This window comes from Microbulbifer sp. 2205BS26-8 (assembly GCF_030731025.1).
GTDB lineage: Bacteria > Pseudomonadota > Gammaproteobacteria > Pseudomonadales > Cellvibrionaceae > Microbulbifer > Microbulbifer spongiae.
This window is the reverse complement of sequence record NZ_JAVAMR010000005.1, coordinates 1-26,314: the sequence shown is the minus strand read 5'-3', so window position 1 is coordinate 26,314 and position 26,314 is coordinate 1. Positions and strand designations below refer to the sequence as shown.

The window sequence follows — 26,314 nt, the reverse complement described above, 5'->3', positions numbered from 1 at the left end:
CCATCATGGAAGTCGTCACCAGCGGTAGTTCATCCCTGCAAATTCCGGGCTATCGAATCCTCAAGAAGATCAATCAGGGCGGTATGTCCACGGTGTACCTGGCAATCCAGCGCAGCGTGGGCCGCCAGGTGGCCCTCAAAGTGATGTCGCCGGTTTTGAATGCAGACCCGGTCTTCAGTGAGCGATTTCAGCGCGAGGCCAATATCGTCGGGCAGCTCTCCCACCCCAATATTGTCGGTATCCACGATATCGGTCGCTACCGCAGCTTAAATTATATCGCCATGGATTTTATGCCAGGTGGCTCGGTATCAGAGCGGCTAGAAAAAGGCCCCCTGGCACCGCTGGAAGCCCTGCATGTCGTACGGCAAATCGCCATGGCATTGGATCACTCTCACAGCAAGGGCTATGTGCACCGGGATCTCAAACCGGAAAACATTCTATTCCGAGAGGATGGCTCCGCCGTGCTCAGCGATTTTGGGGTCGCGCGGGCAGTCGCGCGCACCACCCGCATGACCAATAGTGGCATGGTAGTGGGGACCCCCCACTACATGAGCCCTGAACAAGCGCGGGGAGCCGCCATTGACGGTCGCGCCGACCTCTACAGCCTCGGTGTAGTCTTCTATGAAATGCTGACCGGTGCCGTGCCCTATCAGGCCGAGGAAGCGGTGGCAATTGCCATCAAGCATTTGACCGGCCCCATCCCGCAACTGCCGTCGCGCAGCGCCGTCTACCAGCCACTGATAGACCGTTTTCTGGCCAAGGACCCGGACAAACGATTTCAGCGCGGACTGGATGTGAGTGATGCGATGGACCAGTGGTTCTCTGCTCTGGCGGGTAAACCCAGCAACCAGGTCAGCCAGCTCAACAACGCATCCGTTGGGATTTACAGCCTGGCCCGCGCCCTGTTGCTCACCTTGTACAGCAGCGCGAAGGAGCGCTTTGTCTTCGCGCTGAAGCGGGGGAGAACACACCCCGAGCAGCCGCAACGGGCGCAAACAGAACGGGACACGCTCGTGCGCCTGCACCAGCTGCTGCGTGAGCCCGCAAAACACAAACGCCCCTGGCTGGTCGGCGGGCTCATGCTCTTGTCCCTGTTCCTCGCCTGGAGTCTGTTCAGCCTGATCAGCGCCAAAGCCCAGTGGCGCAGCGGCATTCCGCTCCTCGACAGCGCCAGCCGCTTTACCGCCGGGTTTCTGTCGGGTCAGGCAGACTCCCCTTTACACACGCCCGACACAGCACCCGACAAACATCCCGCCGCTGGGGTGCAAACGGCAGTTTTGGGGGCAATAAGCGGTGGGGATCATACAACCGCAGAACCCGTTGCCCCCGCAGAAGATAGGCGGCCTCCCCAGGACCCCGGCAGCGGCATAGTCAAAACGGCCGCAACGCCCGCGCCAAACCCGGAAAAAGTGAACAATGCCTCCGGGACCAATCAGGCTCGGCCATCCGAAAGCCCCGAGACCCCACCCACCTATGCCCTGAATGTGAAGACATCGCCGCAAGACGCCCGTGTACGTATTATGAATATTGCCCCCCGCTATCAACCGGGCATCAAGCTAGAGCCGGGAAAATACGACCTGGAAATCAGCAGGCCCGGTTTTACCAAGGTGCGCCGCTGGGTCACTCTCAAAGATAGTGACCTCACACTGTCACTCGCGCTGGAACGGACTTACTTTGCCGGGAAAAAAATCCGCTCCAAACTCCCATCTGGAGGCTGGGGACCGCAGATGATTGTGATTGAAGCGGGCGGGTTTACCATGGGCAGTAACCGGCGCTCTTTCAGCAGTCCGGCCCACAAGGTGGTCATCACCCGCGCTTTTGCCATTTCGACCCATGAAATTACGTTTGATGATTATGACCGCTTTGCTCTGGCCACTGGCAGCACTCTGCCGGACGACGCCGGCTGGGGGCGCGGAGACAGGCCCGTTATCCATGTTAGCTGGGAAGATGCCCAACGGTACGTACAGTGGTTATCCACAGAAACCCGCCAGCGCTACCGTCTGGCTACTGAAGCAGAGTGGGAATACGCAGCCCGCGGAGGCGTTGCAGAGCCTTTCTGGTGGGGAGATGACGATGCGCGCGGCAAGGCCAACTGCCGGCGTGGCTGTAACAGTGAATTCAACAGCCTCTTTCGTGTCACTACGGCACCTGTGGGCCATTACCGGACCAACCCCTTTGGGCTCTACGATACCGCGGGTAACGTCGCTGAATGGGTGCAGGATTGCTATCAGCCCGGCTATGACCGCAGCCGCACCGACGCGACCCCTCTGTTGATAGCGAACTGTAAACTACACAGCGTGCGCGGTGGCTCAATGCGGGATCCCTCCAGCAAGATCAGTGCGGATTACCGCAAAGGTCTCGGTGATGATAGCCGCTTGCGGGATCTCGGCTTCCGAATTGTGATGGAGCTCGAATAATGCGTACCCCCGCCGGCAACTGAGCCCCCAGTATTGTGGGCTGCCGGGCGGCCACCAGTCTCCTACCCTGTACTCAATTCCCAGACATTGTGAATCCTCGGGTTTCTGTGAAAATCCCTGTCCAGCAGTTGCAGCGGCTTTACCCGGTAGGTTTTGCCAAGCTCCCCATCCATTTTGAAACTGCGCAAATTATTTGAAAATACCAGTCTGCCACCGGGCGCCAGCAACATCATGCACTGGTGAATCAGCGCGACGTGATCGCGATGTATATCCAGTACTCTGTGCATTTTGACAGAATTGGAAAAGGTCGGGGGATCGAGGAAGATCAAATCATACTGCCCTTTGCGATTTTGTTGGGCAGAGGCAAGCCACTGCAGACAGTCAGCTTCCACGAGCTGGTGTCTGTAGGGGTCCAAATGATTCATGCGAAAATTGCGCGCGGCCCAGGACTGATAGGTTCGGGACATATCCACACTGGTACTCTGCACACAGCCCCCCAGGGCGGCTTGCACAGTCGCACTGGCGGTATAACAGAATAAATTGAGAAACGTTTTGCCGGAAGCTGACTCACGAAGGTATTTCCGCACCGGACGGTGGTCGAGAAACAGCCCGGTGTCGAGATAACGCCACAAATCCACTTCGAGTTCAGCACCGTACTCCTTCACCCGCAAAGCGGTGCCAGCCTCCGCATGCTTTTGATACTGACCACCACCCGTCTGCCCGCTCTTGTGACTTTGGCGGCGCCGCTCCTTGATGCTGATATTTGCCTGTGGCAAGTCCAGAACAGATTGCACGGCACGGAGCAGGTCGCGCAGACGGTTACGTGCTTTACCCTCATCAATTGTAACCGGCGGGCGGTACTCCTGCAGATGCACATACAGCGTACCCCCGCAGGTTCGGTACAAATCCACTGCGGCAGAATATTCTGGCAGATCGGCATCGTAGAGGCGGTAACAATCGATACCCTTTCTATCGGCCCACTTGCCGGTGGTGCGCAGATTCTTACGCAGGCGGTTGGCTACCATTTGTGCTTCTGCAGAGAGTTTACAGGCCCTGTCTGCCGCTTTCCCCCGCTCGCTCAACGGGTGAATCTGGAACAATAACAATTGGCTGGGAATACTGCCGTTGTACAGCTGGTAGTGCCTGTGGGAGCGCAGCCCGGTAGAATAGCCAAGTTCCGGGTTACCGGTAAAAATACCTACCTGCCAACCGGGAAATTCCCCTTTCAACTGACGCCCCAGCTCCGCATAGGTTTCCCGCAGAGCTTCCTGTTCACCCAGGCGCTCACCATAGGGGGGGTTGGTCAGTACCAAGCCCGGTTTGACCACCTTGTGACTCGGGACTTTGAAGGCCACTACGGGCCGGCAGCGCACCCGCACCCGGCCCTCCAGTCCCGCCCTGGCAATATTAGCTTCGGCCGCAGAAAGTACTCTGACATCCCCATCATAGCCGCGAATTTCCGGTAACTCTTTCCCCAAACCAACGGCGCGGCGCTGCAGCGCCTCCGCACGCAGCGTATGCCAGATATCGCTCTGGTGATTGAGCCAGTTCTCAAAGCCAAAACGTTCACGCAACAAGCCCGGGGCGATATCTGCCGCCATCAGGGCCGCTTCAATCAAAATGGTGCCCGAGCCACACATAGGATCCAGCAGTGCACCACCCTCTGCAGCAATCTGTGGCCACCGCGCGCGCAGCAAGAGTGCGGCGGCGAGATTCTCTTTTAATGGCGCGGCGCCAATTTGGGTGCGATAGCCGCGCTTGTGCAGGCTGTCACCGCTGAGATCAATCGCAATATCCAGCTTATCCCGCTGTAGTCGCAATGCCACGGTCAAATCGGGATGGTGTTTGACGATGTTCGGTCTCTCACCGGTTTGCCGGCGCAGGCGATCGACGATTGCATCCTTTGTTTTTTGCGCACCGAACTGGCTGTTGCGAATCTCGCGGTTGGTGCCGGAGAAATGCAGCCAGAGATTGCCGGATGGCTGGAGGTGCTGTTCCCAGGGCAGGGTGGCAACTGCCCGGTACAGGTCTTCCGCACTGCCAATACGCACCTGATCCAAGCGCATGAGGATACGGTTGGCAAGGCGGCTCCAGAGACAACAGCGGTAGGCCAACGCTACAGAACCGCAAAAGTGCACGGCCGCGGGCTGCTCCTGTAGCCCAATCGCACCGAGGGCTTGCAGCTCCCGGGCGAGCAGACCTTCAAGCCCTCTGGGGCAGGTGGCAGTAAACTTTACTACTTCGCACTGTAAATCTGTGAACATATTTACCCAATTTGCCCCTTTGGGGGAATATTTCATGCCTGTCGAAGCTTGTTAGCCTCTCCACAGTCTTTTCTGTCTGGTGTCGCAATAATGGACAGGCCGCCCTCAGAGGCCAAGGACCCACGAGAGGCTTCGATACCCCCCGATTCCTCCCACACATGGCCACTTTCGATACCGGACACACCCAGAGGGTCACTGCACAGCCATCGAATTGTTCCGCACTGTGCCGTTTCGATCCGGGCAAAACGCACTTATTCGCCCCATGTCTAGCAAGTCAAGTTGGATTTTTCCGCCCCACCAGTAGCGCTGTATATGCCTGCCCGGAGTTTTCCGATTGGGCAAACCCGACAGTATTCTTGCAATAGGAGGCGGAAAGGAAAGCGCGGTCACCTGCAGGAGAGATTCAATAAGCTTAAACAGGCAGTGCAATATAACTGTAAAGCGTATGCATCATACCGTGCTGCCGCCGGTACATCTACAAACAGAGGTGCCTGATACAATGAAACGCCAAAAACGCAATCACACCGACAGGGCATTCTACCGGGGGTATTTAGCTGCTCTGAACAACAAGTCCATTGACAGCTGCCCCTTTGTGGAAAGCAATGCCCACCAGGAATGGGTCAACGGCTGGCGTGAAGGGCGGGAAGACTACTGGAATGGCTTTGACAGAACCACCAAGGCGCAAAAATTGGAGATTTATAGCGCTATTTCCACCGACATCCAGTACCCGGACGGCTGGAGCACCATTTAGATAGACCCAAATGTAGATAGACCCAAATGGCGGCGCAGCTTTCCTCTCAGGCCCTGCCCGGGGCCGGGGAGCCAGAGTGCCGAAATGAGCGGTTGTCTGCGCTCTACCAAGCCTATTGGGAGTGATGCCCGACCGAGCGACGGCGTTCCAGGGCAAGGGCCTGCGCCGCAGTGCGAATGAGTGCCGGTCCCCGATAAATAAACCCGGTATAGATCTGCACGGCAGTGGCACCGGCACGAATCTTTTCCACCGCACAGGTTCCGTCAAAAATACCGCCCACACCGATAATGGGGATCTGCTTGTGCAACACCTTGGCCAATTGCGCAATGACCTGGGTCGAGCGCTGTCGTAGCGGCTTGCCGCTGAGACCGCCTTCCTCGTTTCCATAGGGCAGACTGGCCACCGAGGACTTATCGATGGTGGTATTGGTCGCAATCACGCCATCGATACTGTACTCACACAACACTTCGGCAATCTGGGTGATAGCCTCCCCATCCAGATCCGGGGCAATCTTCACTGCCACGGGCACATAGCGGTCACTCTTCTGTGCCATCTGCAGCTGCTTGTCCTTGATTCGCTCCAGCAGATGTTTCAGGCTTTTGCCAAACTGCAGATCCCGCAGCCCACGGGTATTGGGAGAGGACACGTTGGCAGTAATGTAATCTGCAAAAGGATATACTTTTTCCATGCACAGGCAGTAGTCCTCCGCCGCTTTCTCAACCGGCGTATCGAAGTTCTTGCCCACATTGATGCCCAGTACCCCTTTGTAGCGGCGATGTCGCACCCGCTGTACAAGGTAATCGACACCGAGGTTATTAAAGCCCATACGATTGATCAGAGCACCAGCCTCTTCCACACGGAACAGGCGCGGTTGCGGATTGCCTGGCTGCGGGCGCGGTGTCACAGTCCCCACTTCGATAAAACCAAAACCCAGTGCCCCCAATCCGTTGAATGCCTGCGCATTCTTGTCCAGCCCTGCAGCCAGGCCCACGGGGTTGGGTAACGTCAGACCCATCAATTCGACAGGATCATGCGCTATGGGTTTTGTGAACAGCGACATCAGACCGAGGCGCTCGGCGGCCCCGATTGCATCCAGTGAGAAATGGTGGGCGCGCTCGGGATCGAGCGCGAACAATGCCTTACGCAGTGTTGAATACATACCTTACCTTAATGGGGGGTGACTACCTCTCTGCCACGGGAAGGGCAAACGAAGCATTCGGGTTTCACAAATACCTGGTCGGGACCAACCACAGGGGTCCTTCTTATCCATACCAATCCGGCAATCAAACAATGGCTGGAACTTATGAGTTTGTTATTCTTCCAGGGATTCGCAGTCTGCGGTAGCCTGTGCCAGGTACATCAACTCACGCAGAGCCACCGTAAACATCGCAAAATCACCCATAGAGGCTGCTTTTAACTCGGCAATCATCGTGTGCCAACGCGCAATAGCAGGCCCCATAATAGCGCTCCATCGCTTCATCGCAGTGTCGACATCCAATTTCTCCCCGCTGGCAAGGCGCAGAATGTTGACCGCAAGGGTCGAGAGCTGGTTGTCCAGATCATCCATGCTGGTTTCCCGGGCCTGTGCCTGCCAGAAACTGTCGACCGGCAGATCGACAATCAGATTGCCGAACCAGTGCAGATTCAACGCGTCGGAAAGCCGAAAATACACGATGGCAACCTCTTCCACCGACTTCCCACTGACCCGCGCCGACGCGGAGATACCAAGCGCCGAATAGAGATAAGTTGGGGAGGCTGACAGAAGTGCCAGAGGCTCTGGCACCCCCGCTTCCAAAAGCTTCTGGTAACGCTGCTCCCACTCACTGAGTGGATCTCCGCTCAGGATTTTAGGCAGGGCCTGGATGACGCGCTGTACCGGCTCCTGGAACAACGCACAATTGTGCGCCGGCTCTAAATCACTGCGACGATTGCGCAGAAACCAGCGGGTGGCACGGCGCACCCGGCCAATCATGGAATTCAGCAGCTCGGTTTGCAGTTCCGCCGGTACCTTGTAGTCGAGCTGAACCACCTGCTCCTGGAACTCTCGCATGCTGTAGACATCGCGGGCACTCACATAGGCCGCTGCGACATCATCGATATTCCCCCCGGTGGCGGTGCTGATGCGATTATAGAATGTGATCCCCATACTGTTGACCATTTCATTGGCCACCTGGGTGGCCACAATCTGACGCAACAGCGGGTGGCTGTATATCTGGTCCTGGTATCGCGCCACGAGCTCCGCGGGAAAGGCGGATTCGGCAGCCCGACGCACTTGGGGGTTATCGGTAATCTCTGAACCTTGCAGCGCTTCTTTGAGCTGCACTTTCACATAGGAAATCAAAACCGACAATTCCGGACGGGTGAGGCACTGCCCTTTGTGCAGCCGCTCGGAAATCTGTTCGTTGTCAGGGATAAACTCCAGTGCCCGATTGAGGCGGCCGTCATCCTCCAGCCCATTAATGGTGCGCCGGTATTCATCCAGACGGTTGGAAACCTGATACTCAGCAATGCTTAATGCGCGGGTCTGATCGTAGTTATTACGCAGTACGAGATCGCTCACGGAGTGGGTCATTCCATCCAACAACTGATTGCGCTGCTTGTCGGTGAGATCCCCGCTTGCCACCACCCGATCGAGAAGGATCTTGATATTCACCTCGTGGTCGGAACAATCCACACCGGCGGCGTTGTCGATAAAATCGGTATTACAGCGGCCGCCATTCAGAGCGTATTCAATGCGACCGCGCTGGGTCATGCCCAGGTTGCCCCCTTCACCGAAGACCCTCGCGCGCAGCTCACGCCCATTAATACGCAAATGGTCATTGGACTTGTCCCCCACTTCGCCATCGGATTCTGTAGCGGCCTTGACGTAGGTACCAATGCCGCCATTCCAGATCAAATCCACCGGCGCTCGCAGCAGTGCACTGATCAACGCATTGGGCGTGAGTTGGTCTTCTTGGATATCAAAGGTGCTTTTCATCTGCGGGGAGATCCTGATCGCCTTGACACGGCGCTCGAAAACGCCACCGCCTTCGGAGATCAGCTCGCGGTTGTAATCTCTCCAACTGGAGCGGGGCAGGTCAAACAGGCGCTTGCGTTCCGCAAAACTGCTGGACGCATCCGGATCGGGATCAATAAAGATGTGCATATGGTTAAAGGCGGCTTTCAGACGAATATGTTCGGATAACAGCATGCCATTCCCAAAAACATCGCCACCCATATCACCGATACCAATGACGGAGAAATCCTCTTTCTGCACATCCACCCCCATTTCGCGGAAGTGTCTCTGTACAGATACCCAGGCACCACGGGCGGTAATCCCCATTTTCTTATGGTCATACCCCTGACTGCCGCCGGAGGCAAAGGCATCGCCCAACCAGAAACCATAGTCTTTGGCAATGCCATTGGCGATATCGGAGAAGGAAGCGGTCCCCTTGTCCGCCGCCACCACCAGGTAGGGGTCGTCCTCATCCCGGCGCACGACCAATGGTGGCGGGACGATCTCACCATCCCTCAGGTTATCGGTGATATCCAGCAGGCCGCGGATAAAGGTTTTATAGCAGGCAATTCCCGCTTCCAGCACAGCCTCGCCGCTGCCACCCGCCGGCGGGCGACGTATCACAAACCCCCCTTTTGCACCGCTGGGAACGATGACCGCATTTTTTACCGCCTGGGCCTTCACCAGCCCCAATACCTCGGTGCGGAAATCCTCCAGGCGGTCCGACCAGCGCAAGCCACCCCGGGCCACCTTACTGCCGCGCAGGTGCACTCCTTCTACACGCGGTGAGTAGACAAAAATCTCAAACTCGGGGCGTGGCTCGGGAATACCTGGAATATCCCGCGGACTGAACTTGATTGAGATGTAATCTCTGGAGCGCCCCTCGGCATCACTCTGAAAAAAGTTGGTGCGCAGGGTTGCCAGCAGCAATTCCAGGTAGCGACGCAGCACCAGGTCCTCATTGAGATTTTCGACCCCATCCAATCCATCGTGAATTTTAATAATCAACCGTTCAACCCGGGTCTGCTCCTGCTTGCCGGAACTCAGGCGCGGATCAAACAGCGCGCGGAAAAGCGCCACCAGGTTGCGGGTAATCTCCACATGACTGGCCAGCGTTGCTGCGATATAGTCCTGGCTGGCACTGAATGTTGTTTGTTTCAGGTAGCGGGCATAGGCGCGCAACATGGATACTTCACGCCAGTTCAAGCGGGCGGCCAATACCAGGCGGTTAAAGGCGTCGCTCTCGGCGGTCTGACTCCAGATAGCCGAGAAGGCATCCTGGAACAGGTTGCGGGAAGCCTGGGCATCGATTTTGGTGGCCAGGCCAAACTCGAGGTAAAACTCGTGCATCCACACATCGGTGCCGCCACAGGGGCGGATCGTATAGGGGAACTCACCGATTACCCGCAGACCCAAGTTCTCCAGTACCGGGATAATATCTGATAGGGTCAGGCCACTGCCCCAGTTAAAGACTTTGAAACGGAGGCTGCCCTGGGCTGCACCGGCAGGCTGGTAGAAACTCATGGCGACGCGGTTGTGCTCATCCAACCCCTGGATGGCGGTGACATCCTGTACCGCGATACGCGGTTCAAAATCTTCACGATAGCCCGCCGGGAAAGCGCGCCCGTAGATGCGAAAGAGCCGGTTGCCTTCCTCCTCCCCACTGCTTTCAATGAGCGATCTTTGAAATACATCTTCCCAGGAGCGGGTTATATCCACAATCTGCGCCTCCAACAGCGCTACATCTATATCCACAGGTTCTTCAGGTGAAACGCGGAAGACAAAATGCACCCGCGCGAGAATGGATTCGGAGAAGAAGGTGGTGAAATCCGAATCCCTGGCCTTTATGGCTCGGCTTATATGGGAACAAATCAGCTCACGCACGCTACTGCTGAATTGTTCCCGCGGCACATACACCGTCGCTGTGACAAACTTGCCAAACGGGTCGCGGCGCATAAACAGACGGATCTGCGCGCGTTCATTCAGGCTCAGCACCCCCATCACCACGTCGAACAATTCCTGTGTGCTGCCCTGAAACAGCTCGTCGCGGGGCAGGGTGTCGAGGATACGGCGCAGCGCCTTGCCATCGTGGCCGTGGCCTGTCAGACCGCTGTACTCGATGATAGACGCCATCTTGCGCCGGATAATCGGGATCTTGGCGGGGCTCTCTGTATACACCGGGGAGGTATAAAGCCCCATAAACGCCGACTCGCCGATGACCTCGCCTTCCGCACTATAGCGCTTGATCATCACGTAATCCGAATAGGCACTGCGGTGCACACGGGATTTCACCGAGGATTTGGCGAACGTCAGATAATTGGGGCCCTGATAAAAGCGCTGCTTGCCCTCGCTGAAAGCGGTCTCCGGCATGGGAGCAGCCGTCTCCTGCAACTTCTTGAAAATCCCCAGGCGCCGGTCTTCCATCTCGCTCAGAATCTTCTTGTCGTCCACCTGGCTGAACTCGTATTCCCGATAGCCCAGGAAAGTAAAGTTGCCATCGCGCATCCACTGCAGGAAAGCGCATGCCTCCAGCAGATTGGTGTCGTCTTCCGAAAGCCCGGTCTGTAACTGGCCCTCCATCTGGCTGCAGGTTTCGAGCAGAGGCGCGTAATCATCTACCACCAATTCCACCTCGCCCAGAATCTCTTTCAAGGTAGCGGTCAATCCAGAGGTGAACTCCGCCGAGGTGTCGCGGTCCACCTCGATATAAATCAGGGCTTCGACCCGCTTTCCCCCTCCTTTGCCAGGTTTGCTCTTGCGTGTCGAGAGATGCTCGTAGGACAAATCCGGCGACATTCCGGGGGCGGGAAGCAGATGTTTCAACTTACCACTGCTATTGCGTTCAAGATGCAATACCGTACTTTTGATGGAATGGATGACGGTATTTCTCCGATTGACCTCCATTCGCACGGAATCCACCAGAAATGGCATATCCCGCTGCAACAGCCCGATCACCGTATGGGTACATTCCCAGCCATCATCCTCCAGACGCGGATTGAAGATCCACACCTTGGGAAGGTCGCTGGGGCGCTGCTGAATAAAGTTCCACCAGGAGTAGATGCAGCCGTAGACATCCACAAGTCGTCGGCCCGCCAGGTCTTCCAACGGATACTGGTGAAGAAACTGCTGTGCAAAGGCCACCACTGGCTCGGCCTCACTCGCCAGCTTATCGCGAATCAGCTCACAAATTTGTGCTACCAACTCTTCACGGCTATTGGTAATCACCGTCGCCATATTCACGGGGAACCTCCCAATCGCATTTTTGTCTCACCCGATCCAATAACTGTAGATCCGAAAAGACGGTCATCTCATCCCCGGACTGCAGCCGGAGTGAGTCCTACAAGTTCACTTTCAGTTACCCTTTGAGGTCTGACAGAACAACCTCAAAATTTTGTCGCCTTGCCGATGATCCGTTGTTACGTACTTGCCTCTTCTTCTGGTGCCGTTAAAATCAACGGAGCCAACCCCAATAGGGGCGACTATATATAAAAGATCGCAGATAGCCAGCCAATTCGACTCGGCGGGCACATTCGCAAAAGAAGAGATGCTATGGAAGCAAACCGGAATATCAGAGATCGCATTGTCGCCCTGGGCGACTGGTTGGAAGAGCAGATTATCGGTCAGAAAACGCTGGTCAACCGCATATTGATCGCCCTGCTTGCAGACGGCCACCTGTTGGTGGAGGGCGCTCCGGGCCTGGCCAAAACCAAGGCGATTAAAACATTGGGCGAAGCTGTTGAGGGAGACTTCCATCGCGTTCAATTTACACCGGACCTGTTGCCGGCAGATATTACTGGTACTGATATTTACCGGCCGGAAACCGGTGAGTTCCACTTCCAGCCAGGACCGGTCTTTCACAACCTGATCCTGGCCGATGAGATCAATCGCGCTCCCGCCAAAGTGCAGTCCGCACTGTTGGAGGCCATGGCAGAGCGACAAATCAGTGTAGGGCGGAAAACCTATCCGCTACCACAGTTATTCTTGGTGATGGCCACTCAAAACCCTATTGAGCAGGAGGGCACCTATCCTCTACCAGAGGCTCAGTTAGACCGATTCTTAATGCAGGTGAATCTTGCCTACCCGGATGCAGAGGCGGAAGCAAAAATTCTGCGTCTGGCCAGATCCGAGGCTAGCCTTGGCGAAAATCGCCCTGACGACGTGATCAATCAGGAGACCATCTTTCAGGCCCGCAAGCAAATTTTGGACATGCAGATGATTGAGGCAGTGGAAACCTACACTGTGCAACTTGTCATCGCCACGCGTGAGCCAATGAAGTATGACCGTGAGTTGGCGTCCTGGTTAGATTTTGGCGCCAGTCCCAGGGCAACCATTGCCCTGGATCGCTGTGCCCGCGCTCGAGCCTGGCTTGCCGGCCGTGATTATGTGACCCCAGACGACGTAATGGATGTGGCTCCCGATATTTTACGCCATCGCCTGTTGCTCAGTTTTGAAGCCGAAGCCGCCGGCATTAACACCGGCCAGGTAATAGAGCGACTGCTGCAGCAGGTTCCAGCCATTTGATGCAAGCTGCAGCCCCCCAGTTAGATTCGGAATTGCGCGGCGCCTATCCACAAGTGGGCCCGCTGGTACAATTGCGCTATGCAGCGCGCCAGCTGCAATTGTTTCAACCGCGCCTGGCGCGCAGCGACCAGGCCGGCAATCTGCTCACCCGCTACCGCGGCCGCGGCATGAACTTTGAGGAGGTCAGGGGCTATCAGGCCGGTGACGATGTCCGCTCTATTGATTGGCGCGTTACAGCACGTACTGGCAAAACCCATACCAAACTCTACCAGGAGGAGCGGGAAAGGCCGGTGGTTATCCTGCTGGATCTGCGCTCACCGATGTTCTTTGGCAGCCATCGCGCTTTTAAATCTGTAGCCGCCAGCGGCATTGCCGCAGCACTCGGCTGGGCCGGACTGCTGCACAGCGATCGTATTGGCGCCCTGCTTTTTTCAGACCGGGAGATTGATACTGTTCGTCCGCGGCGCAGTCACCACGCCGTACTGGCAATGATTCACAGTATGGTGGCCAGGGCGGGCGAACTCAGCAGTCCGGTAGCGGAAAATGGCAGTCATTCCCTGAAGACCCTGTTGGAAGAGGCCCGCCGCATCGCCCGCCCCGGCAGTGCCCTTTTTCTGATCAGCGACTGTCACGACCTCAATGAACCCTGTTCGCAACCCCTATACCTGCTATCCCGACAAGCGGACCTGCAGGTAATTCGGGTAACCGATCCTCTGGAGCAAAAACTTCCGGCACACTCGATGACGATCACAGACGGCCTCCAGCGCACTTTTCTGAATGCCGTTAACCGCTCCCAGCGGGACGCTTTCGCAAAGGAACAGGCTCGCCTTCGTATCGAAGTGGAGCAGCTCTGCCGCCGCCACCGGCTGCCGTTACTGGACTTTGACAACACCAAACCCCTGGTGCCGGAGCTGATGTCCTTCTATGGGTCACACCAGAAAAACAACTGCTACAGAAACAGAAAAAGGGGGCAACCGTGAGTGATAAGGTGGGCGTTTCAATATCTGCCAACGGTTGTCGCCAGACGCTCAAAAGCACGGTCGTCGGCAAGTCTGTAACCGCCTGGGAGCCGTTATGCTGAGAGGGACCAAACGGCAACAAACACCAGCGCCTTCCCCGCAAGCCCGGGAACTGCTGGCGCAACTACACGACATACGAGAGCCTGCTTCCGTCAGTTGGTGGCCGCCTGCACCAGGATGGTGGCTGCTCGCGGCACTGATCTCGGCTTGTCTGGTGGGCGTTGCCTTGGGAATCGTGCGCCGACGCATAAAAGCCCGCCGCAATCGCTATCGGATCGAAGCTGTGGCCCTTTTGAGAGCGGTCGACACCAGCCAGTCCACAGCCAGTGCCGAGATGAACGAAATTCTAAAGCGGGTCGCCGTGACCGGCTTTGGCCGTATGCAGTGCGCCAATCTCACCGGCCCTCAGTGGTTGACATTTCTGCAAAATACCGCCCCATTGCCATGCCCTTCCGATGCAAGGCAGGTTCTGCTAGAACAGTTGTATCGCGATACTGACGACCCGGAAAAAAACAACGTGTTGCGAGAATACGCTATTGGCTGGGTGGAACAACACGGCCACCCTGCGCAAGGAATGCCTTCTGCCGAGCCAAACCGGGAGACCAGCCGTGTTTGAGTTTGCCTGGCTCTGGGTTTTTTTTCTCACCCCGCTGCCACTTTTGCTGCGCTGGTTGTTGCCCCGCGCCAAACCCTTAAACAGCGCACTCAAAGTCCCTTTTTATGCGGCCTTGTCACACCGCGACAGCGGCGGTCAAAGTAATCTGTTCAACCTGCTGCTACTCAGCCTCCTCTGGCTGTTGCTGATCTGCGCCGCTGCCCGCCCGCGCTGGTACGGCGAGCCCATTACCCAGGCTGGCAGCGCCCGTGACCTGCTGGTGGCCGTAGACATTTCCGGCAGTATGGAAACTCCAGATATGCTGATTGGGGGCCGCCCAGCCATGCGTATCGACGCCGTCAAGCAGGTCGTCGGGGATTTTGTCGAGCGCCGCAAAGGCGATCGGCTGGGGCTGGTACTGTTCGGCACCCGCGCTTATCTTCAGGCACCGCTCACCTATGACCGGGAAACCGTCGGTACATTATTGCGCGAGGCACAGATTGGGTTTGCCGGTCAGGGCACCGCTATCGGCGACGCCATTGGCCTGTCCGTGAAGCGGCTCACCCAGCGCCCCGCCGAACAGCGGGTTCTTATCCTGCTGACCGATGGTGCCAATACCGCTGGGGAGGTCTCTCCACTCAAAGCGGCACAACTGGCACAACAGGCCGGAATTACTGTCTATACCATCGGTGTGGGCGCTGATGAGATGGTGCAGCAAGGGCTTTTGGGCAGTCGCTTTGGCAGCCGCAGGATCAATCCCTCCAGGGATCTGGACAGCAAGACACTGCAAGCCATCGCGGAAGAAACCGGCGGGCGCTACTTCCGCGCCCACAACCCCCGGGAACTGGCGGAGATTTACGCCGAACTGGATGCCCTTGAGCCGGTAGAACAGGAAGCGGAAAGTTATCGACCGCTGAAATCTCTCTTTTTCTGGCCACTGGGCGCCGCCCTGTTACTGTCGGGTATCTGGGCCCTGACGCCACTTGCTGCCTCTTTGAGCCACGCGGGAGGCCGTCTTAACCACACGGCTGTCCGCGGAGGCCGGGCACAATGAATATGCCAGATCTACTACAGTCCTTTCACTTTCTGCGCCCCTACTGGCTGTGGCTGCTGATACCGGCCGCACTGCTTTGCTGGGGGCTCTGGAAGACCGTTCTCAACAGTGCACAACTGCAAAAAGTGATTGATGCAGACCTGTTACCGCACCTATTGTTGCGCGGAGGGGCCAAACGCCCCTGGCTGTTTGCACTGGTTTTTGCCCTGATGGCCGCGATGATTCTCGCCCTGGCCGGCCCTACCTGGCGGAAACTGCCCACACCGATATACAGCAATCAGGACGCCCTGGTAATTTTGCTGGACCTGTCCCCCTCCATGATGGCGACAGATCTCTCCCCCAACCGTCTCACGCGCGCGCGGCTGAAAGTCCTGGATATTCTGCGAGAACGCAAGGACGGATTGACGGCTCTGGTGGCCTATGCCGGCGAGGCCCACGTAGTGACACCGCTCACCGAGGATACTGCCACCATTGCCAACCTGGTTCCCGCACTCTCCCCCTCTGTGATGCCGGTACCCGGCAGCAATATTGAAATGGGCGTGGAAACCGGCATTCGCCTTCTTAAAGACGGGGCTGCCGGCCGCGGTCAGCTCCTCGCGGTAACAGACGGTATTGACCCAATGGCCCTGGATACCGTAGCCAAGTCGCTTGCCGATGCCAGTGTAGCGCTCAATATTCTCGCCGTGGGCAGTGGCGAGGGGAGCCCAATACCCCGGAGTACCAGCGGTGGCTTTGTCACAGACAGGGAAGGGGCGATTGTGATATCCAATTTCAATCCCCGTGCACTGCGTAACCTCGCCAGAAGCAGTGGCGGCCGCTATGCAAGGATTGCCGTAAGCGACAGCGATATCGATCATTTGTTACCACAATCCGGGCGCCCACAGCAGGCGCAACTAATCGAGAGAGAGTTCGATCAGTGGCGCGATGAAGGCCCTTTGCTGATTCTGCTGATCCTGCCCCTTGCCGCCCTTCTATTCCGCCGCGGCGCACTGGCCTGCACCCTGCCCCTGGTCCTGCTTGTGGGTCTGCCCAATGAGAGCCGGGCTTTCGATTGGAAAGATCTCTGGCAGCGCAAGGACCAACGGGGTCAGCAACTGCTTGCCAAGGGTGAGCCTGCGGAAGCGGCAGAGACATTCAGGAATCCCCAGTGGCGGGGCACTGCCAACTATCGCGCCGGTGACTATGCCGCAGCCCAGGAGGATTTTGCCCTCAGCAATGATCCTCAAGGTCTCTACAACCTGGGCAATAGCCTGGTTCAGCAAGGGGATTACAACAGGGCCATTGAAGCCTACGACCGCGCCCTGCAACAAGCCCCACAATTCACCGACGCTGAACACAATCGGCGCATTGCCAAACAATTGCAGGAGCTGCAAAAACCCCCACAGCAGCAGGAATCAAAAGAACAACAGGGACAACAACAAGAACAGCAGCAATCGGCCGGCCAACAACAGGGCCAGCAACTGCAGCAGGGCGACAACCGGCAATCCGCTGACCGTGAAGAGCGCTCCTCCGGGCAGGAGCCCGGTCAGGAACAAAAGCGGGAACAATCTTCCTCGCAGGAAACCTCCAGTGCCGAGCCACAGGAAAAAGAACAGCCATCTCCAAAAGCCCAACAGATTGGGGAAGAACAGAATCAGGATGGGGGCCAGGAACCCGCTGAAACAGGTATCCGGGAATCTGACCTGGACCCGGAAACTCAACAGGCATTGGACCAGTGGCTACGGCAGATCCCCGACGACCCCGCGGGCCTGATGCGCGAAAAATTCAAATATGAAAGTCTGCAAAGGCGTCGCGCTTATCGCAGCGGCGAGTGGGAGCCCCCGGAAAATGGCGCCACTCAAAGATGGTAGGGAAAGAAGTGATACGATTTTATGACGGCACTGGCATCAGACAATTCTATGAGGCGGTCAAATAAAAAACAGTTGACCCGCGGCCCAGGAATTCGATTGGGGGTGGGGCTCTATGGATTGTGTTTCATTTTTGTGCTGCTCGGTTTGGCGACCATCACCCGTGCAAGCGAACTGAATGCCAGCGTTGATAGAGATAAAATCGCTATTGACGAGACCTTCAACCTGCGCCTCAGATACTCCGGTGACGAAAGTGGCGGACAGCCCGATTTTGAACTGCTGGAAATAGATTTTGATATTCTTTCACGGCAACAGTCGAACCAATACCGCGTGATCAATGGTCGAGCGGAAAGCTTTGTGGAATGGACGCTCTCGCTCGCTCCCAAGCGCGAGGGTGAATTAATGATTCCATCCCTCCACTACAAGGACCAGGTCTCCAACGCGATCCCCATTGCCGTGAGCGAACCGCAAAGCCGCCCAGAGGATGGCGAGCGCAAAGTCTTTCTGGAAGTAGAACTGGATAAAAGCAAAGTCTACGTTCAGGAGCAATTATTGGTGGATGTGCGCCTGTATACCACAATCGGCCTGCACGATATTGCCACTCAGCCCTTGCAGGTCACCGGAGCCCACGTCGAGAAAGTGAATGAGCAACGCTACGAGCGAAAACTGAACGGCACCAGTTACGCAGTGTACGAATTGACCTATGCGGTCTTTGCAGACAGCTCGGGACAACTCACCATTCCAGCGTTGGCCTATGCTGCAGTGGCCGGGCGCAGGGACCCCTTTTCCCTTTTCAACCGCAACAGTCAACGCTTGCGCCTCCGCTCCCTGGCAAAAACCGTGGAAGTGCTGCCCAAACCCGATCGCTATAGCGGTGCCCACTGGCTGCCTGCTACGAGCCTGGGTATAGTACAGAGCTGGAGCCAGGACACCGATACATTCGCAGTTGGGGAACCCATTACCCGTATCCTTACGGTGCGTGGTGAAGGTCTGCGCGCTGCGCAACTGCCACCACTGCCCAAACTGGATGTGGAAGGACTGAAGACCTATCCGGATCAACCCCAGCAGGAAGACCAGACCGGTCCCGACGGGGTGACCGGCAGTCGTATAGAGACCACAGCCATTGTCGCCACCCGGCCAGGAAGCTATCAACTGCCGGCCATAACCCTCACCTGGTGGGATACCAAGAACCATCGGCAAAGGGCTACGCAACTGCCCGCCTTCCGTTTTAACGTTAGCGGCAGCGCTGCACCCGCTACTCCCAGCCAGGAGGCCGGAACCCTGCAAACACTGGTGCCAGGTACTCCCAGCCTCGAAGTGCAGGACCACTTCTGGCGCAACCTGGCGATAGCCGCACTTGCCTCGAACCTGTTATGGCTACTCTATTTTTACCACCTGCGCCGCCAGCACATCCGCGCAAAAGGGCAGGCTGTGCCTAAAAACCCGCGGCCGCACAAAAGCTATGGCAGCAGTGCAGTGAAGCGGGCTGTCGACAGTGGAAACCCCAGACACATCCAGCAAGCCATCCTCAACTGGCTGCACACCCGCTGGCCTCAGGTTGAGAGCACTACCCTGGCCGATGCCGCCCGCCAGCTCGGCTTTGAAGAGCTTGATGAATTGCAAGAACTGCTGGGTGCCGCTCTCTATCAACAGCCACCCAGGCCATTGCCCATGGGGAAAATCCAGGGGCTTGTAGAGCGATTGATGGACCGCAGGGCCGGTCATAATGGAGAGACTGAAGAGGCGGAAGCTTTGCCCAAGTTGTTCGGTTAGTAGAAAACTGGCGATCCCCGCTCATGGAGTTCAGACTATCAGTAACCCCAGGCTGGGTGGCGGCTATTCAGCAAACGGCTGGCATGGGATGAGCAAATTCCTGGGATGCTTTGCCCTGGCCTCGGCAAGCGCTTGGGCAGTGGAGCAACCACCAGAGCCAAACCATCGCTATGGCGGATGAAATCACAGGATTGAGCCAGCTGCTGGATCAAATAGAAACCAGCAGCCGGCATTCGAAACGCATCTCCCTGCAATTGGTAATTGAAGCCATCGGGCTCAGGTCTTTTGCCCCCTTCCTGTTACTGGTGGGACTGATTTTGTTCTCACCGCTCAGCGGTGTACCCGGTGTCTCCAGTGCCATGGCAGCTCTGCTGTTACTGGTCGCCATTCAACTGCTGCTGGGGCGCCGGCATGTGTGGCTGCCCCAGTGGCTGCTGCGGCGTTCCATCTCCAAAAGCAAGCTCAACAAGGCCCTCAATGGCATGAAAAAACCAGCAGAGTTCGCCGACCGCTGGATGCAACCGCGCCTGGACTTTTTGGTCAGGCGGGGGGGAACCTATGCCATCGCAGCGATTTGCTCCCTAATCGCACTGGCCATACCCTTGATGGAACCAGTGCCTTTTTCCGCGACTACCGCGGGGTTCGCCCTTACGATATTCGGTCTGGCTCTGGTGTCCCACGACGGCCTGCTGGCCCTGATGGCATTTGCGGTTACCGCACTTTTAACAGGATTGCTCGTCAGCACACTCCTCTAGTTTGGTATTCTTCAGGCGGAGCGGGTCAGTGGATACCGGCTGCATCCACACCGAGCAAGTGCGGGTTATAAACGAGTGTCACCAACACGAGAAAATCGTACATGGCATGCCAGGTAATAACACCCAACAAGCTGCCACTTGCCTGGTACGCAAGACCCAAAATCAACCCGAACACAAAGGTCAGCAGAACATAAACCCGCGATGCCCAGTGCAATAACGCGAATACCAGCGAGGCACCCAACAGCCCGACCAATGGCGAACTCAACTGGGACCACCAAACCTGCAAAAAACCGCGAAACAGCAGTTCCTCACAAATACCCGTGACAACGGCAATCACTGCAATCTGGCCGATGGAGAGTCCCGCGAACACCGGTTTTAGCTGAGTACAATGCCGGCGCAGAGTCCGGCCCACAGCAGTATTGGAGCGGGTCAGCCAGACCACGGAGACAAAACTGGCCGGTGCACCAATCAACGCAAAAAAAAGCGCGCCCCAGAGAGCACCACCCAGCAAATTCAGCTCAACACCGGAAAAGGAGCCCCCCACCACAGCAGCCAGCAGACAGACGGCCTGTATGGCCAGCAGCAAAGGAAAGACGCCTGTCCTGGTCATTTGAGGTACTGTCATTTCAACGGGTCCCGCAAGTGTTAATCATCGCCAGCCAGTTTCCTGAGACCAGCCCTGCCACTGGACATCACCATCAGTTCTGCCACTCCACCATCCCGCAACGCGTCTTCAAGCTGCAGCGCTTTTTCCCTGGGAGCAAAGTAGGCTTCAATACCGTACTTGATGCGGTAATCGCCGGTATTGCTCCAGCGATTCCCCGCCACACGCCCCCGCAGAAAAATGCCCCTCTGCGGCCTTTCCAGACTCGCCGAGGAAAATACATAGAGACCGGACGGGTGCTTTTTCAGGGAGACATACACCACCTCTCCCTGGCGCAGTGGCTGATCTTCTTGAAAGGCCGACTGAGCAATAGTGGAGAAATCATAATTGAGTCTGGCGTAATTGCCGCGGAACAGGGAGCGGGGGTCCACCGGTACGGTCTTTACCCGAATCGGCTCGCCAAGCCACAGGGGTACCTGCGCCTCTACATACAACCCGATGAGTATTAAACACTGCGCGGCAATAGCCATCCCCAAAGCAATCGGGATTGTGCGTTTCATCGCGAGCCCTCCCTGCCTTGGCGATACCTCCAGTACTTTGCGACACCGATCAGCAGGCCGGCAAACAGGATAAAGATCAGTGCTGCCCCCACATAATCACCCATCAGGTCGAAATACCGCAGCAGCGCAACCAGTAAAATAGACACTACCCCCAGGAAAAAATAATGAGAAATACCGGCGTAAATGCCGTGTAAAATAAGCCAGATGCCGCTGCCGATCAGGGCAAAATTGGTAGCCACCTGCAGGTAAACAGCCATTGCAGCACTGTCACTGTGACTCACCAGAAACAGTACTGCGGCCAACGTCAGAAGCTGGATTGCACTGGCTAACAGACGCCTCGCCGGCACCGCCAGCATCAGGGTTGCGCCCCCTATTACAGCAATCACCACCCACATGGCGTAGCGGTGGTGCCAGTCCGCCTCAATCAGTTGCTTCCAGGGCTGCTCGAAACTGAAAATCAACATAGCAATCAGGGCAAAACGCAGGCACCACACCGAGATCACAGCGGCATAATCTCTGGCCGTCGGTGACAGCCGCCGCGCCAGCCAGTGCGCGAATACATACAGAAAGATAAACAGGCCAACCGCCACTGCCAGATTTTCCGGTAGTAAGTTCAAACCAAAACGCTGTCCCTGCGACCGCCATAATTCCGCCAGGGAATATTCAAGCCATAGGCCTCCGCTGAGTATGGTCATCAGCAACAGGATGATGCTTGTCCGTCCCCAAATCAGTACATACAGGGAAACCAGCAAAAAGAGTGGGAAAAGCACCGGATAAAAGCCCAGGTTGACTTGCAGCAGAAACCAGATAAGCGCCAGTGCATTGGCCTGGATGGCAAGCCAGGGGCTGCGGGTAATCAAGGCAAACGGCACGCACCCCAGGGCCCACCAGAAAACCCCGTCGGGCATATGCTCACCCAGGTGGTAGATCTGTGCGATCAGAATGATCGCCGCACCAAAAAAGATATTCCCCAACAGGAAGAGCCCCTCCCCCGCCCGGGGTTCGCGGGTGAGATACACCCGCAAAGCCAAAACCTGGGTCCCAATGGTGATGGCAATCACTCCTATCATGCGCAGGGCGCGAGGAATCTCTTCCCAATTGGCCCCCAGCAAGGTGATCACAGCCAGTCCGACAAATAAATACCCGAGCCCTACCAGCAGGTTGTAACCGAGTGCACGCTGGGGCGCTCCGTGGTAGTCCACCGCATAGCGGGCACAGATCAATCTCGCCTGGGCCTCGCTGATTACACCATCCGCCACCCACTCCCGGGCCTCCCGAGCCAGGTCGTGCTTTAACAGCCGAATCAATCGCATACCATTCCCTTACACAAAAACACCATTGTGGACGCAACCGGTGGATCATGCCCCATACCGCTGGAGTACTGATAGTGTGGTGCCTATCCACAGGGGGCAGGTGGCAAAACTGGCACTGTGGCAGGGGTAACTACCCGATAGCAGGAACCTATTTAGCACATTTAAATTGTTTATTTTTATCAGTAAGAAAGCGCAAATAGAATACAACCCATCAAGCTTATTCAGCATCAGATCTTAAACATCCTAAGGAGCTTTTCATGTCCCGATACATCGATTCCGAATTGAAACCATTCAGCGCCAAAGCCTACCAGAGCGGCGATTTTCTTGATATCAGCAACACCGACCTGCTGGGCAAGTGGGCCGTGTTTTTCTTTTACCCTGCCGACTTTACGTTTGTCTGTCCCACTGAGCTGGGTGACCTGGCGGACAACTACGAAGCCTTTCAGAAGCTGGGTGTGGAAGTTTACTCTGTATCCACCGATACTCACTTCACTCACAAGGCCTGGCATGACACCTCGGAAACTATCCGCAAGATCCAGTTCCCGATGATCGGCGACCCCACCGGCACCATCACCCGCAATTTTGGTGTAATGATTGAAGAGGAAGGTATTGCCGACCGCGGCACCTTCGTTGTCGATCCCCAGGGCCGTATCCAGATTGTGGAGATTACTGCCGGTGGTATTGGCCGCGATACCGGCGAGTTGCTGCGCAAGATCAAGGCTGCCCAGTACATTGCCGCACATCCCGGCGAGGTTTGCCCCGCCAAATGGCAGGAGGGCGAAGAAACCCTGGCGCCCTCCCTGGACCTGATTGGCAAAATCTAAGGCATTGCTGAATCGGATCACATTGGGTTGGAACTGGCAGTGCCCGCTATCTAGCGGGCACTGCCATTGAGGCCATCATTAAGAACAGTCACCAACCTGCACGTTTTCTCTGTTTCTCCAATACGACACTTCACCCTCCTGTTTAACGCGCCGGCTCAAACCCGCCCCTTCCCCTCCCCTGCCTTTCCGAGGTTAGGGGCCACGGACACATCCGGGTACCACTCTGCGCCAGATCACCTTTTGCACATGGGTATCAGGAAGAGCCACTGATATGAAATAACTATCAAAGTTATTTATATTAATAATTTCTATCAGTAAAAATTAATTGATAGCATAAATTTCATACTTGAACCACTAGCGGCAAGACCTTGAAGATTTGAGTAGTTCCCTATGTCACGTTATATAGAAACCGAATTAAAGCCTTTCAACGCCAGGGCTTACCAGAACGGCGACTTTCTTGATATCAGCAACACCAACGTGCTGGGCAAGTGGGCCGTGTTTTTCTTTTATCCCGCCGACTTTACGTTTGTCTGTCCCACTGAGCTGGGTGACCTGGCGGACAACTACGAAGCCTTTCAGAAGCTGGGTGTGGAAGTTTACTCTGCATCCACCGATACCCACTTCACTCACAAGGCCTGGCATGACACCTCGGAAACTATCCGCAAGATCCAGTTCCCGATGATCGGCGACCCCACCGGCACCATCACCCGCAATTTTGGTGTGACGATTGAAGAGGAAGGCATTGCTGATCGCGGCACCTTTGTCGCCGATCCTCAGGGCCGTATCCAGATTGTGGAGATTACTGCCGGTGGTATTGGCCGCGATGCCGGAAAGTTGCTGCGCAAGATCAAGGCTGCCCAGTACATTGCCGCACATCCCGGCGAGGTTTGTCCCGCCAAATGGCAGGAGGGCGAAGAAACCCTGATCCCCTCCCTGGATTTGGTAGGAAAAATTTGAACCCGTTGACTGCTCGAGCCCGCCAGAAGGCGGGCTGGTGAAATATTGAGATTGTGAAAGTAAAGGAACACCGATGTTAGATGCAAACCTGAAAAACCAACTGAACACCTACCTGCAAAATATTGTTCAACCGATAGCGATTCACGTATCCACAGATAACAGCGTTAAATCCAAAGAAATGCACGCTTTGGTGGAAGAAATCTCTGCGCTCTGCGGGAAAATCGCCGTGCAGCAAGAACGGGCCAAGCACAACCCGAGCATGGCCATTGCACCTGTCGGCACCAAGCCCCGTGTCAGTTTTGCCGGTATTCCCCTGGGCCACGAATTCACCTCGCTGGTACTGGCACTGCTGCAGGCGGGCGGCCATCCCGCCAAAATCGATCCCGAGCTACTGGAGCAGGTGCGCAACCTGGAGGGCAAATACCACTTTGAAACCTATATCTCCCTGTCCTGCCAGAATTGTCCGGATGTGGTGCAGGCACTGAACCTGATAGCCACGCTCAATCCGAATATATCCCACGAGATGATCGATGGAAGCTTGTTCCAGGAAGAGGTAGAAGCACGTAACGTGATGGCAGTACCCGCCGTTTACTTAAACGGTGACCATTTTGGCCAGGGCAGGATGTCAATTGAGGAAATCATTGGCAAACTAGATACTGGTGCCGCCGAGCGTAAAGCTGCCAAGCTGAATGCAAAAGTCCCCTACGACCTCCTGGTCGTAGGGGGAGGACCGGCCGGCGCTGCAGCAGCCATTTACGCCGCGCGCAAGGGCATTCGTACCGGACTGGTGGCGGAGCGCTTTGGTGGCCAGGTGATGGACACTGTGGGTATTGAAAACTTGATTTCCGTACCTTACACAGAGGGTCCCAAACTCGCTGCCAACCTGGAACAACACGTGAAAGAGTATGGCGTGGATATTATTACAGAGCAGCGCGCCGCGCACTTACAGCGCAAGGACATGCTGCAGGTGGAACTCAATAGTGGCGCCACCCTGTCCAGCCGCTCGGTAGTACTCGCCACAGGTGCCCGATGGAAAACGCTGGGCGTACCTGGTGAAGCGGAATATCGCACCAGGGGCGTTGCCTACTGCCCTCACTGCGACGGCCCCTTCTTCAAAGGCAAGCGTGTTGCGGTAATCGGCGGCGGCAACTCCGGTATCGAGGCCGCCATCGACCTGGCCGGTATTGTCGAGCATGTCACCGTACTGGAATTTGCCGATCGGTTGCGTGCAGATGACGTCCTGGCGGGCAAGGCAAAACAGAAAGATAACATCGAAATAATCGTGAATGCCCAGACTAATGAAGTGCTCGGTGACGGCAAGAAAGTGACCGGCCTCACCTATACCGAGCGCACGACTGGCGAAACTCAAATTCTTGAGATTGCCGGTGTTTTTGTGCAGATCGGCTTGGTGCCCAACACAGAGTTCCTACAGAAAACCGATGTGGCATTGAATCCCATGGGCGAAATAGTGATTGATGAGCGCGGAACCACCTCTCTCCCCGGCGTCTATGCCGCCGGCGACGCCACTACCGTGCCCTACAAGCAGATCGTGGTTTCCATGGGCGCCGGTTCTACCGCAGCACTCAGCGCCTTTGACTACTTGATCCGGTCCTAGAAGAAGGGGCTTGTCAACACCGGGCACCTCCAAGATCATAAAATGGTCACACCATCAAGCCGGTATCTATATGTAGGCAGATAGATGCCGGCTATTCATACTGCCACCGCTAGAATAAGAGCTGTCTGTGCACCCTCCCGGAATTTTGCATACACCGCCTGTGGTGTGCCGCTCCATTCTCTTATTTTCTCTGATGCCCTGCAAAAACCTGTTATCAACCGTAGCACCAAAGTTTCACTATGACATCCTTACGTTAGAAATACGACAAATAATCGTCAAACTGTTGCGTCAGTTTGTGGGGAAACGCTTTCTAATGTTTCCTTAAGGTTTTTATTTTCAAATTATGATTTCTAAAATTTCACCCACGCCCTTGTAATAACATTTTTTACATCATGTGAACCCCCCCCGGGTTTGTCGGAGGCAATTTGATTTGAGTCATGCTGCTTGGGA

The 26,314-nt window shown here is 56.2% G+C and carries 18 protein-coding genes; 12 read left to right on the top strand and 6 right to left on the bottom strand.

What is annotated here, in order from left to right; genetic code table 11:
• Nucleotides 1–5 precede the first annotated feature (5 nt).
• Nucleotides 6–2,417 (top strand): bifunctional serine/threonine-protein kinase/formylglycine-generating enzyme family protein, encoded by a 2,412-nt coding sequence (locus Q5Y71_RS02745; protein ID WP_306039876.1) that lies wholly within the window; start codon nt 6–8, stop codon nt 2,415–2,417.
• 62 nt (nt 2,418–2,479) lie between these two features.
• Here the strand turns inward: Q5Y71_RS02745 and rlmKL are convergent, their stop codons facing one another.
• Entirely contained in the window at nt 2,480–4,681 is a 2,202-nt protein-coding gene (gene rlmKL / locus Q5Y71_RS02740) for a bifunctional 23S rRNA (guanine(2069)-N(7))-methyltransferase RlmK/23S rRNA (guanine(2445)-N(2))-methyltransferase RlmL (protein ID WP_306039874.1), read from the bottom strand.
• 499 nt (nt 4,682–5,180) lie between these two features.
• On the opposite strand from rlmKL, the gene rmf reads away from it, so the two are divergent.
• Nucleotides 5,181–5,432: a ribosome modulation factor gene (gene rmf / locus Q5Y71_RS02735; RefSeq protein ID WP_301418480.1), complete on the top strand. Its 252-nt coding sequence runs from the start codon at nt 5,181–5,183 to the stop codon at nt 5,430–5,432.
• Between the two features lie 112 nt (nt 5,433–5,544).
• On the opposite strand, the gene Q5Y71_RS02730 is transcribed toward rmf, so the two are convergent.
• Both Q5Y71_RS02730 and Q5Y71_RS02725 read right to left on the bottom strand, forming a co-directional pair.
• A complete protein-coding gene (locus tag Q5Y71_RS02730; RefSeq protein ID WP_306039873.1) occupies nt 5,545–6,591 on the bottom strand; it encodes a quinone-dependent dihydroorotate dehydrogenase in 1,047 nt (348 codons plus the stop codon).
• Nucleotides 6,592–6,744: 153 nt separating this feature from the next.
• A complete protein-coding gene (locus Q5Y71_RS02725; RefSeq protein ID WP_306040039.1) occupies nt 6,745–11,661 on the bottom strand; it encodes an NAD-glutamate dehydrogenase in 4,917 nt (1,638 codons plus the stop codon).
• Between the two features lie 315 nt (nt 11,662–11,976).
• Between Q5Y71_RS02725 and Q5Y71_RS02720 the strand changes: the two genes are divergently transcribed.
• The 7 genes from Q5Y71_RS02720 to Q5Y71_RS02690 all read left to right on the top strand — a co-directional run bounded on the left by Q5Y71_RS02720 (nt 11,977) and on the right by Q5Y71_RS02690 (nt 19,991).
• Nucleotides 11,977–12,948 (top strand): MoxR family ATPase, encoded by a 972-nt coding sequence (locus Q5Y71_RS02720; protein WP_301418476.1) that lies wholly within the window; start codon nt 11,977–11,979, stop codon nt 12,946–12,948.
• Nucleotides 12,948–13,928, top strand: a complete 981-nt coding sequence (locus tag Q5Y71_RS02715; protein WP_306039869.1) for a DUF58 domain-containing protein — start codon at nt 12,948–12,950, stop codon at nt 13,926–13,928. The genes Q5Y71_RS02720 and Q5Y71_RS02715 overlap by 1 nt, the downstream gene beginning before the upstream one ends.
• A gap of 94 nt (nt 13,929–14,022) precedes the next feature.
• Nucleotides 14,023–14,583 (top strand): DUF4381 domain-containing protein, encoded by a 561-nt coding sequence (locus Q5Y71_RS02710; RefSeq protein ID WP_306039867.1) that lies wholly within the window; start codon nt 14,023–14,025, stop codon nt 14,581–14,583.
• Nucleotides 14,576–15,616, top strand: coding sequence for a VWA domain-containing protein (locus Q5Y71_RS02705; protein WP_306039865.1), 1,041 nt, complete (start codon nt 14,576–14,578; stop codon nt 15,614–15,616). Before Q5Y71_RS02710 ends, Q5Y71_RS02705 begins: the two co-directional genes overlap by 8 nt.
• Nucleotides 15,613–17,466, top strand: a complete 1,854-nt coding sequence (locus Q5Y71_RS02700) for a VWA domain-containing protein (RefSeq protein WP_306039863.1) — start codon at nt 15,613–15,615, stop codon at nt 17,464–17,466. Before Q5Y71_RS02705 ends, Q5Y71_RS02700 begins: the two co-directional genes overlap by 4 nt.
• A gap of 117 nt (nt 17,467–17,583) precedes the next feature.
• Nucleotides 17,584–19,236, top strand: coding sequence for a BatD family protein (locus Q5Y71_RS02695; RefSeq protein ID WP_306039861.1), 1,653 nt, complete (start codon nt 17,584–17,586; stop codon nt 19,234–19,236).
• A gap of 170 nt (nt 19,237–19,406) precedes the next feature.
• Nucleotides 19,407–19,991 carry an exopolysaccharide biosynthesis protein gene (locus Q5Y71_RS02690; protein ID WP_306039859.1) on the top strand — a complete coding sequence of 195 codons (585 nt, stop codon included), beginning with the start codon at nt 19,407–19,409 and terminating at the stop codon, nt 19,989–19,991.
• Nucleotides 19,992–20,016: 25 nt separating this feature from the next.
• Here the strand turns inward: Q5Y71_RS02690 and Q5Y71_RS02685 are convergent, their stop codons facing one another.
• The 3 genes from Q5Y71_RS02685 to Q5Y71_RS02675 are packed head-to-tail and all read right to left on the bottom strand — an operon-like array spanning nt 20,017 to nt 22,468.
• Complete coding sequence (locus tag Q5Y71_RS02685) at nt 20,017–20,616, bottom strand: CPBP family intramembrane glutamic endopeptidase (RefSeq protein WP_306039857.1); 600 nt, start codon at nt 20,614–20,616, stop codon at nt 20,017–20,019.
• 20 nt (nt 20,617–20,636) lie between these two features.
• The gene (locus tag Q5Y71_RS02680; RefSeq protein ID WP_306039855.1) at nt 20,637–21,155 is read right to left on the bottom strand and encodes a GDYXXLXY domain-containing protein; all 519 of its coding nucleotides are present in this window, start codon (nt 21,153–21,155) and stop codon (nt 20,637–20,639) included.
• Nucleotides 21,152–22,468, bottom strand: coding sequence for a DUF2157 domain-containing protein (locus Q5Y71_RS02675; RefSeq protein ID WP_306039854.1), 1,317 nt, complete (start codon nt 22,466–22,468; stop codon nt 21,152–21,154). Before Q5Y71_RS02675 ends, Q5Y71_RS02680 begins: the two co-directional genes overlap by 4 nt.
• 257 nt (nt 22,469–22,725) lie before the next feature.
• Between Q5Y71_RS02675 and ahpC (Q5Y71_RS02670) the strand changes: the two genes are divergently transcribed.
• From ahpC (Q5Y71_RS02670) to ahpF, 3 genes are all read left to right on the top strand, one after another.
• Nucleotides 22,726–23,292 (top strand): alkyl hydroperoxide reductase subunit C, encoded by a 567-nt coding sequence (gene ahpC / locus Q5Y71_RS02670; protein WP_306039852.1) that lies wholly within the window; start codon nt 22,726–22,728, stop codon nt 23,290–23,292.
• Nucleotides 23,293–23,682: 390 nt separating this feature from the next.
• Nucleotides 23,683–24,249, top strand: coding sequence for an alkyl hydroperoxide reductase subunit C (ahpC, locus tag Q5Y71_RS02665; protein WP_306039850.1), 567 nt, complete (start codon nt 23,683–23,685; stop codon nt 24,247–24,249).
• Between the two features lie 73 nt (nt 24,250–24,322).
• Nucleotides 24,323–25,864: an alkyl hydroperoxide reductase subunit F gene (gene ahpF, locus Q5Y71_RS02660; protein ID WP_306039848.1), complete on the top strand. Its 1,542-nt coding sequence runs from the start codon at nt 24,323–24,325 to the stop codon at nt 25,862–25,864.
• Nucleotides 25,865–26,314: the final 450 nt, after the last annotated feature.

Excerpts from the sequence above, each read along its gene's own strand:
- Q5Y71_RS02745 (WP_306039876.1), top strand. The coding sequence starts at position 6 with ATGGAAGTCGTCACCAGCGGTAGTTCATCCCTGCAAATTCCGGGCTAT.
- rlmKL (WP_306039874.1), bottom strand. The coding sequence starts at position 4,681 with ATGTTCACAGATTTACAGTGCGAAGTAGTAAAGTTTACTGCCACCTGC.
- rmf (WP_301418480.1), top strand. The coding sequence starts at position 5,181 with ATGAAACGCCAAAAACGCAATCACACCGACAGGGCATTCTACCGGGGG.
- Q5Y71_RS02730 (WP_306039873.1), bottom strand. The coding sequence starts at position 6,591 with ATGTATTCAACACTGCGTAAGGCATTGTTCGCGCTCGATCCCGAGCGC.
- Q5Y71_RS02725 (WP_306040039.1), bottom strand. The coding sequence starts at position 11,661 with ATGGCGACGGTGATTACCAATAGCCGTGAAGAGTTGGTAGCACAAATT.
- Q5Y71_RS02720 (WP_301418476.1), top strand. The coding sequence starts at position 11,977 with ATGGAAGCAAACCGGAATATCAGAGATCGCATTGTCGCCCTGGGCGAC.
- Q5Y71_RS02715 (WP_306039869.1), top strand. The coding sequence starts at position 12,948 with ATGCAAGCTGCAGCCCCCCAGTTAGATTCGGAATTGCGCGGCGCCTAT.
- Q5Y71_RS02710 (WP_306039867.1), top strand. The coding sequence starts at position 14,023 with ATGCTGAGAGGGACCAAACGGCAACAAACACCAGCGCCTTCCCCGCAA.
- Q5Y71_RS02700 (WP_306039863.1), top strand. The coding sequence starts at position 15,613 with ATGAATATGCCAGATCTACTACAGTCCTTTCACTTTCTGCGCCCCTAC.
- Q5Y71_RS02690 (WP_306039859.1), top strand. The coding sequence starts at position 19,407 with ATGGCGGATGAAATCACAGGATTGAGCCAGCTGCTGGATCAAATAGAA.
- Q5Y71_RS02685 (WP_306039857.1), bottom strand. The coding sequence starts at position 20,616 with ATGACAGTACCTCAAATGACCAGGACAGGCGTCTTTCCTTTGCTGCTG.
- Q5Y71_RS02680 (WP_306039855.1), bottom strand. The coding sequence starts at position 21,155 with ATGAAACGCACAATCCCGATTGCTTTGGGGATGGCTATTGCCGCGCAG.
- Q5Y71_RS02675 (WP_306039854.1), bottom strand. The coding sequence starts at position 22,468 with ATGCGATTGATTCGGCTGTTAAAGCACGACCTGGCTCGGGAGGCCCGG.
- ahpC (WP_306039852.1), top strand. The coding sequence starts at position 22,726 with ATGTCCCGATACATCGATTCCGAATTGAAACCATTCAGCGCCAAAGCC.
- ahpC (WP_306039850.1), top strand. The coding sequence starts at position 23,683 with ATGTCACGTTATATAGAAACCGAATTAAAGCCTTTCAACGCCAGGGCT.
- ahpF (WP_306039848.1), top strand. The coding sequence starts at position 24,323 with ATGTTAGATGCAAACCTGAAAAACCAACTGAACACCTACCTGCAAAAT.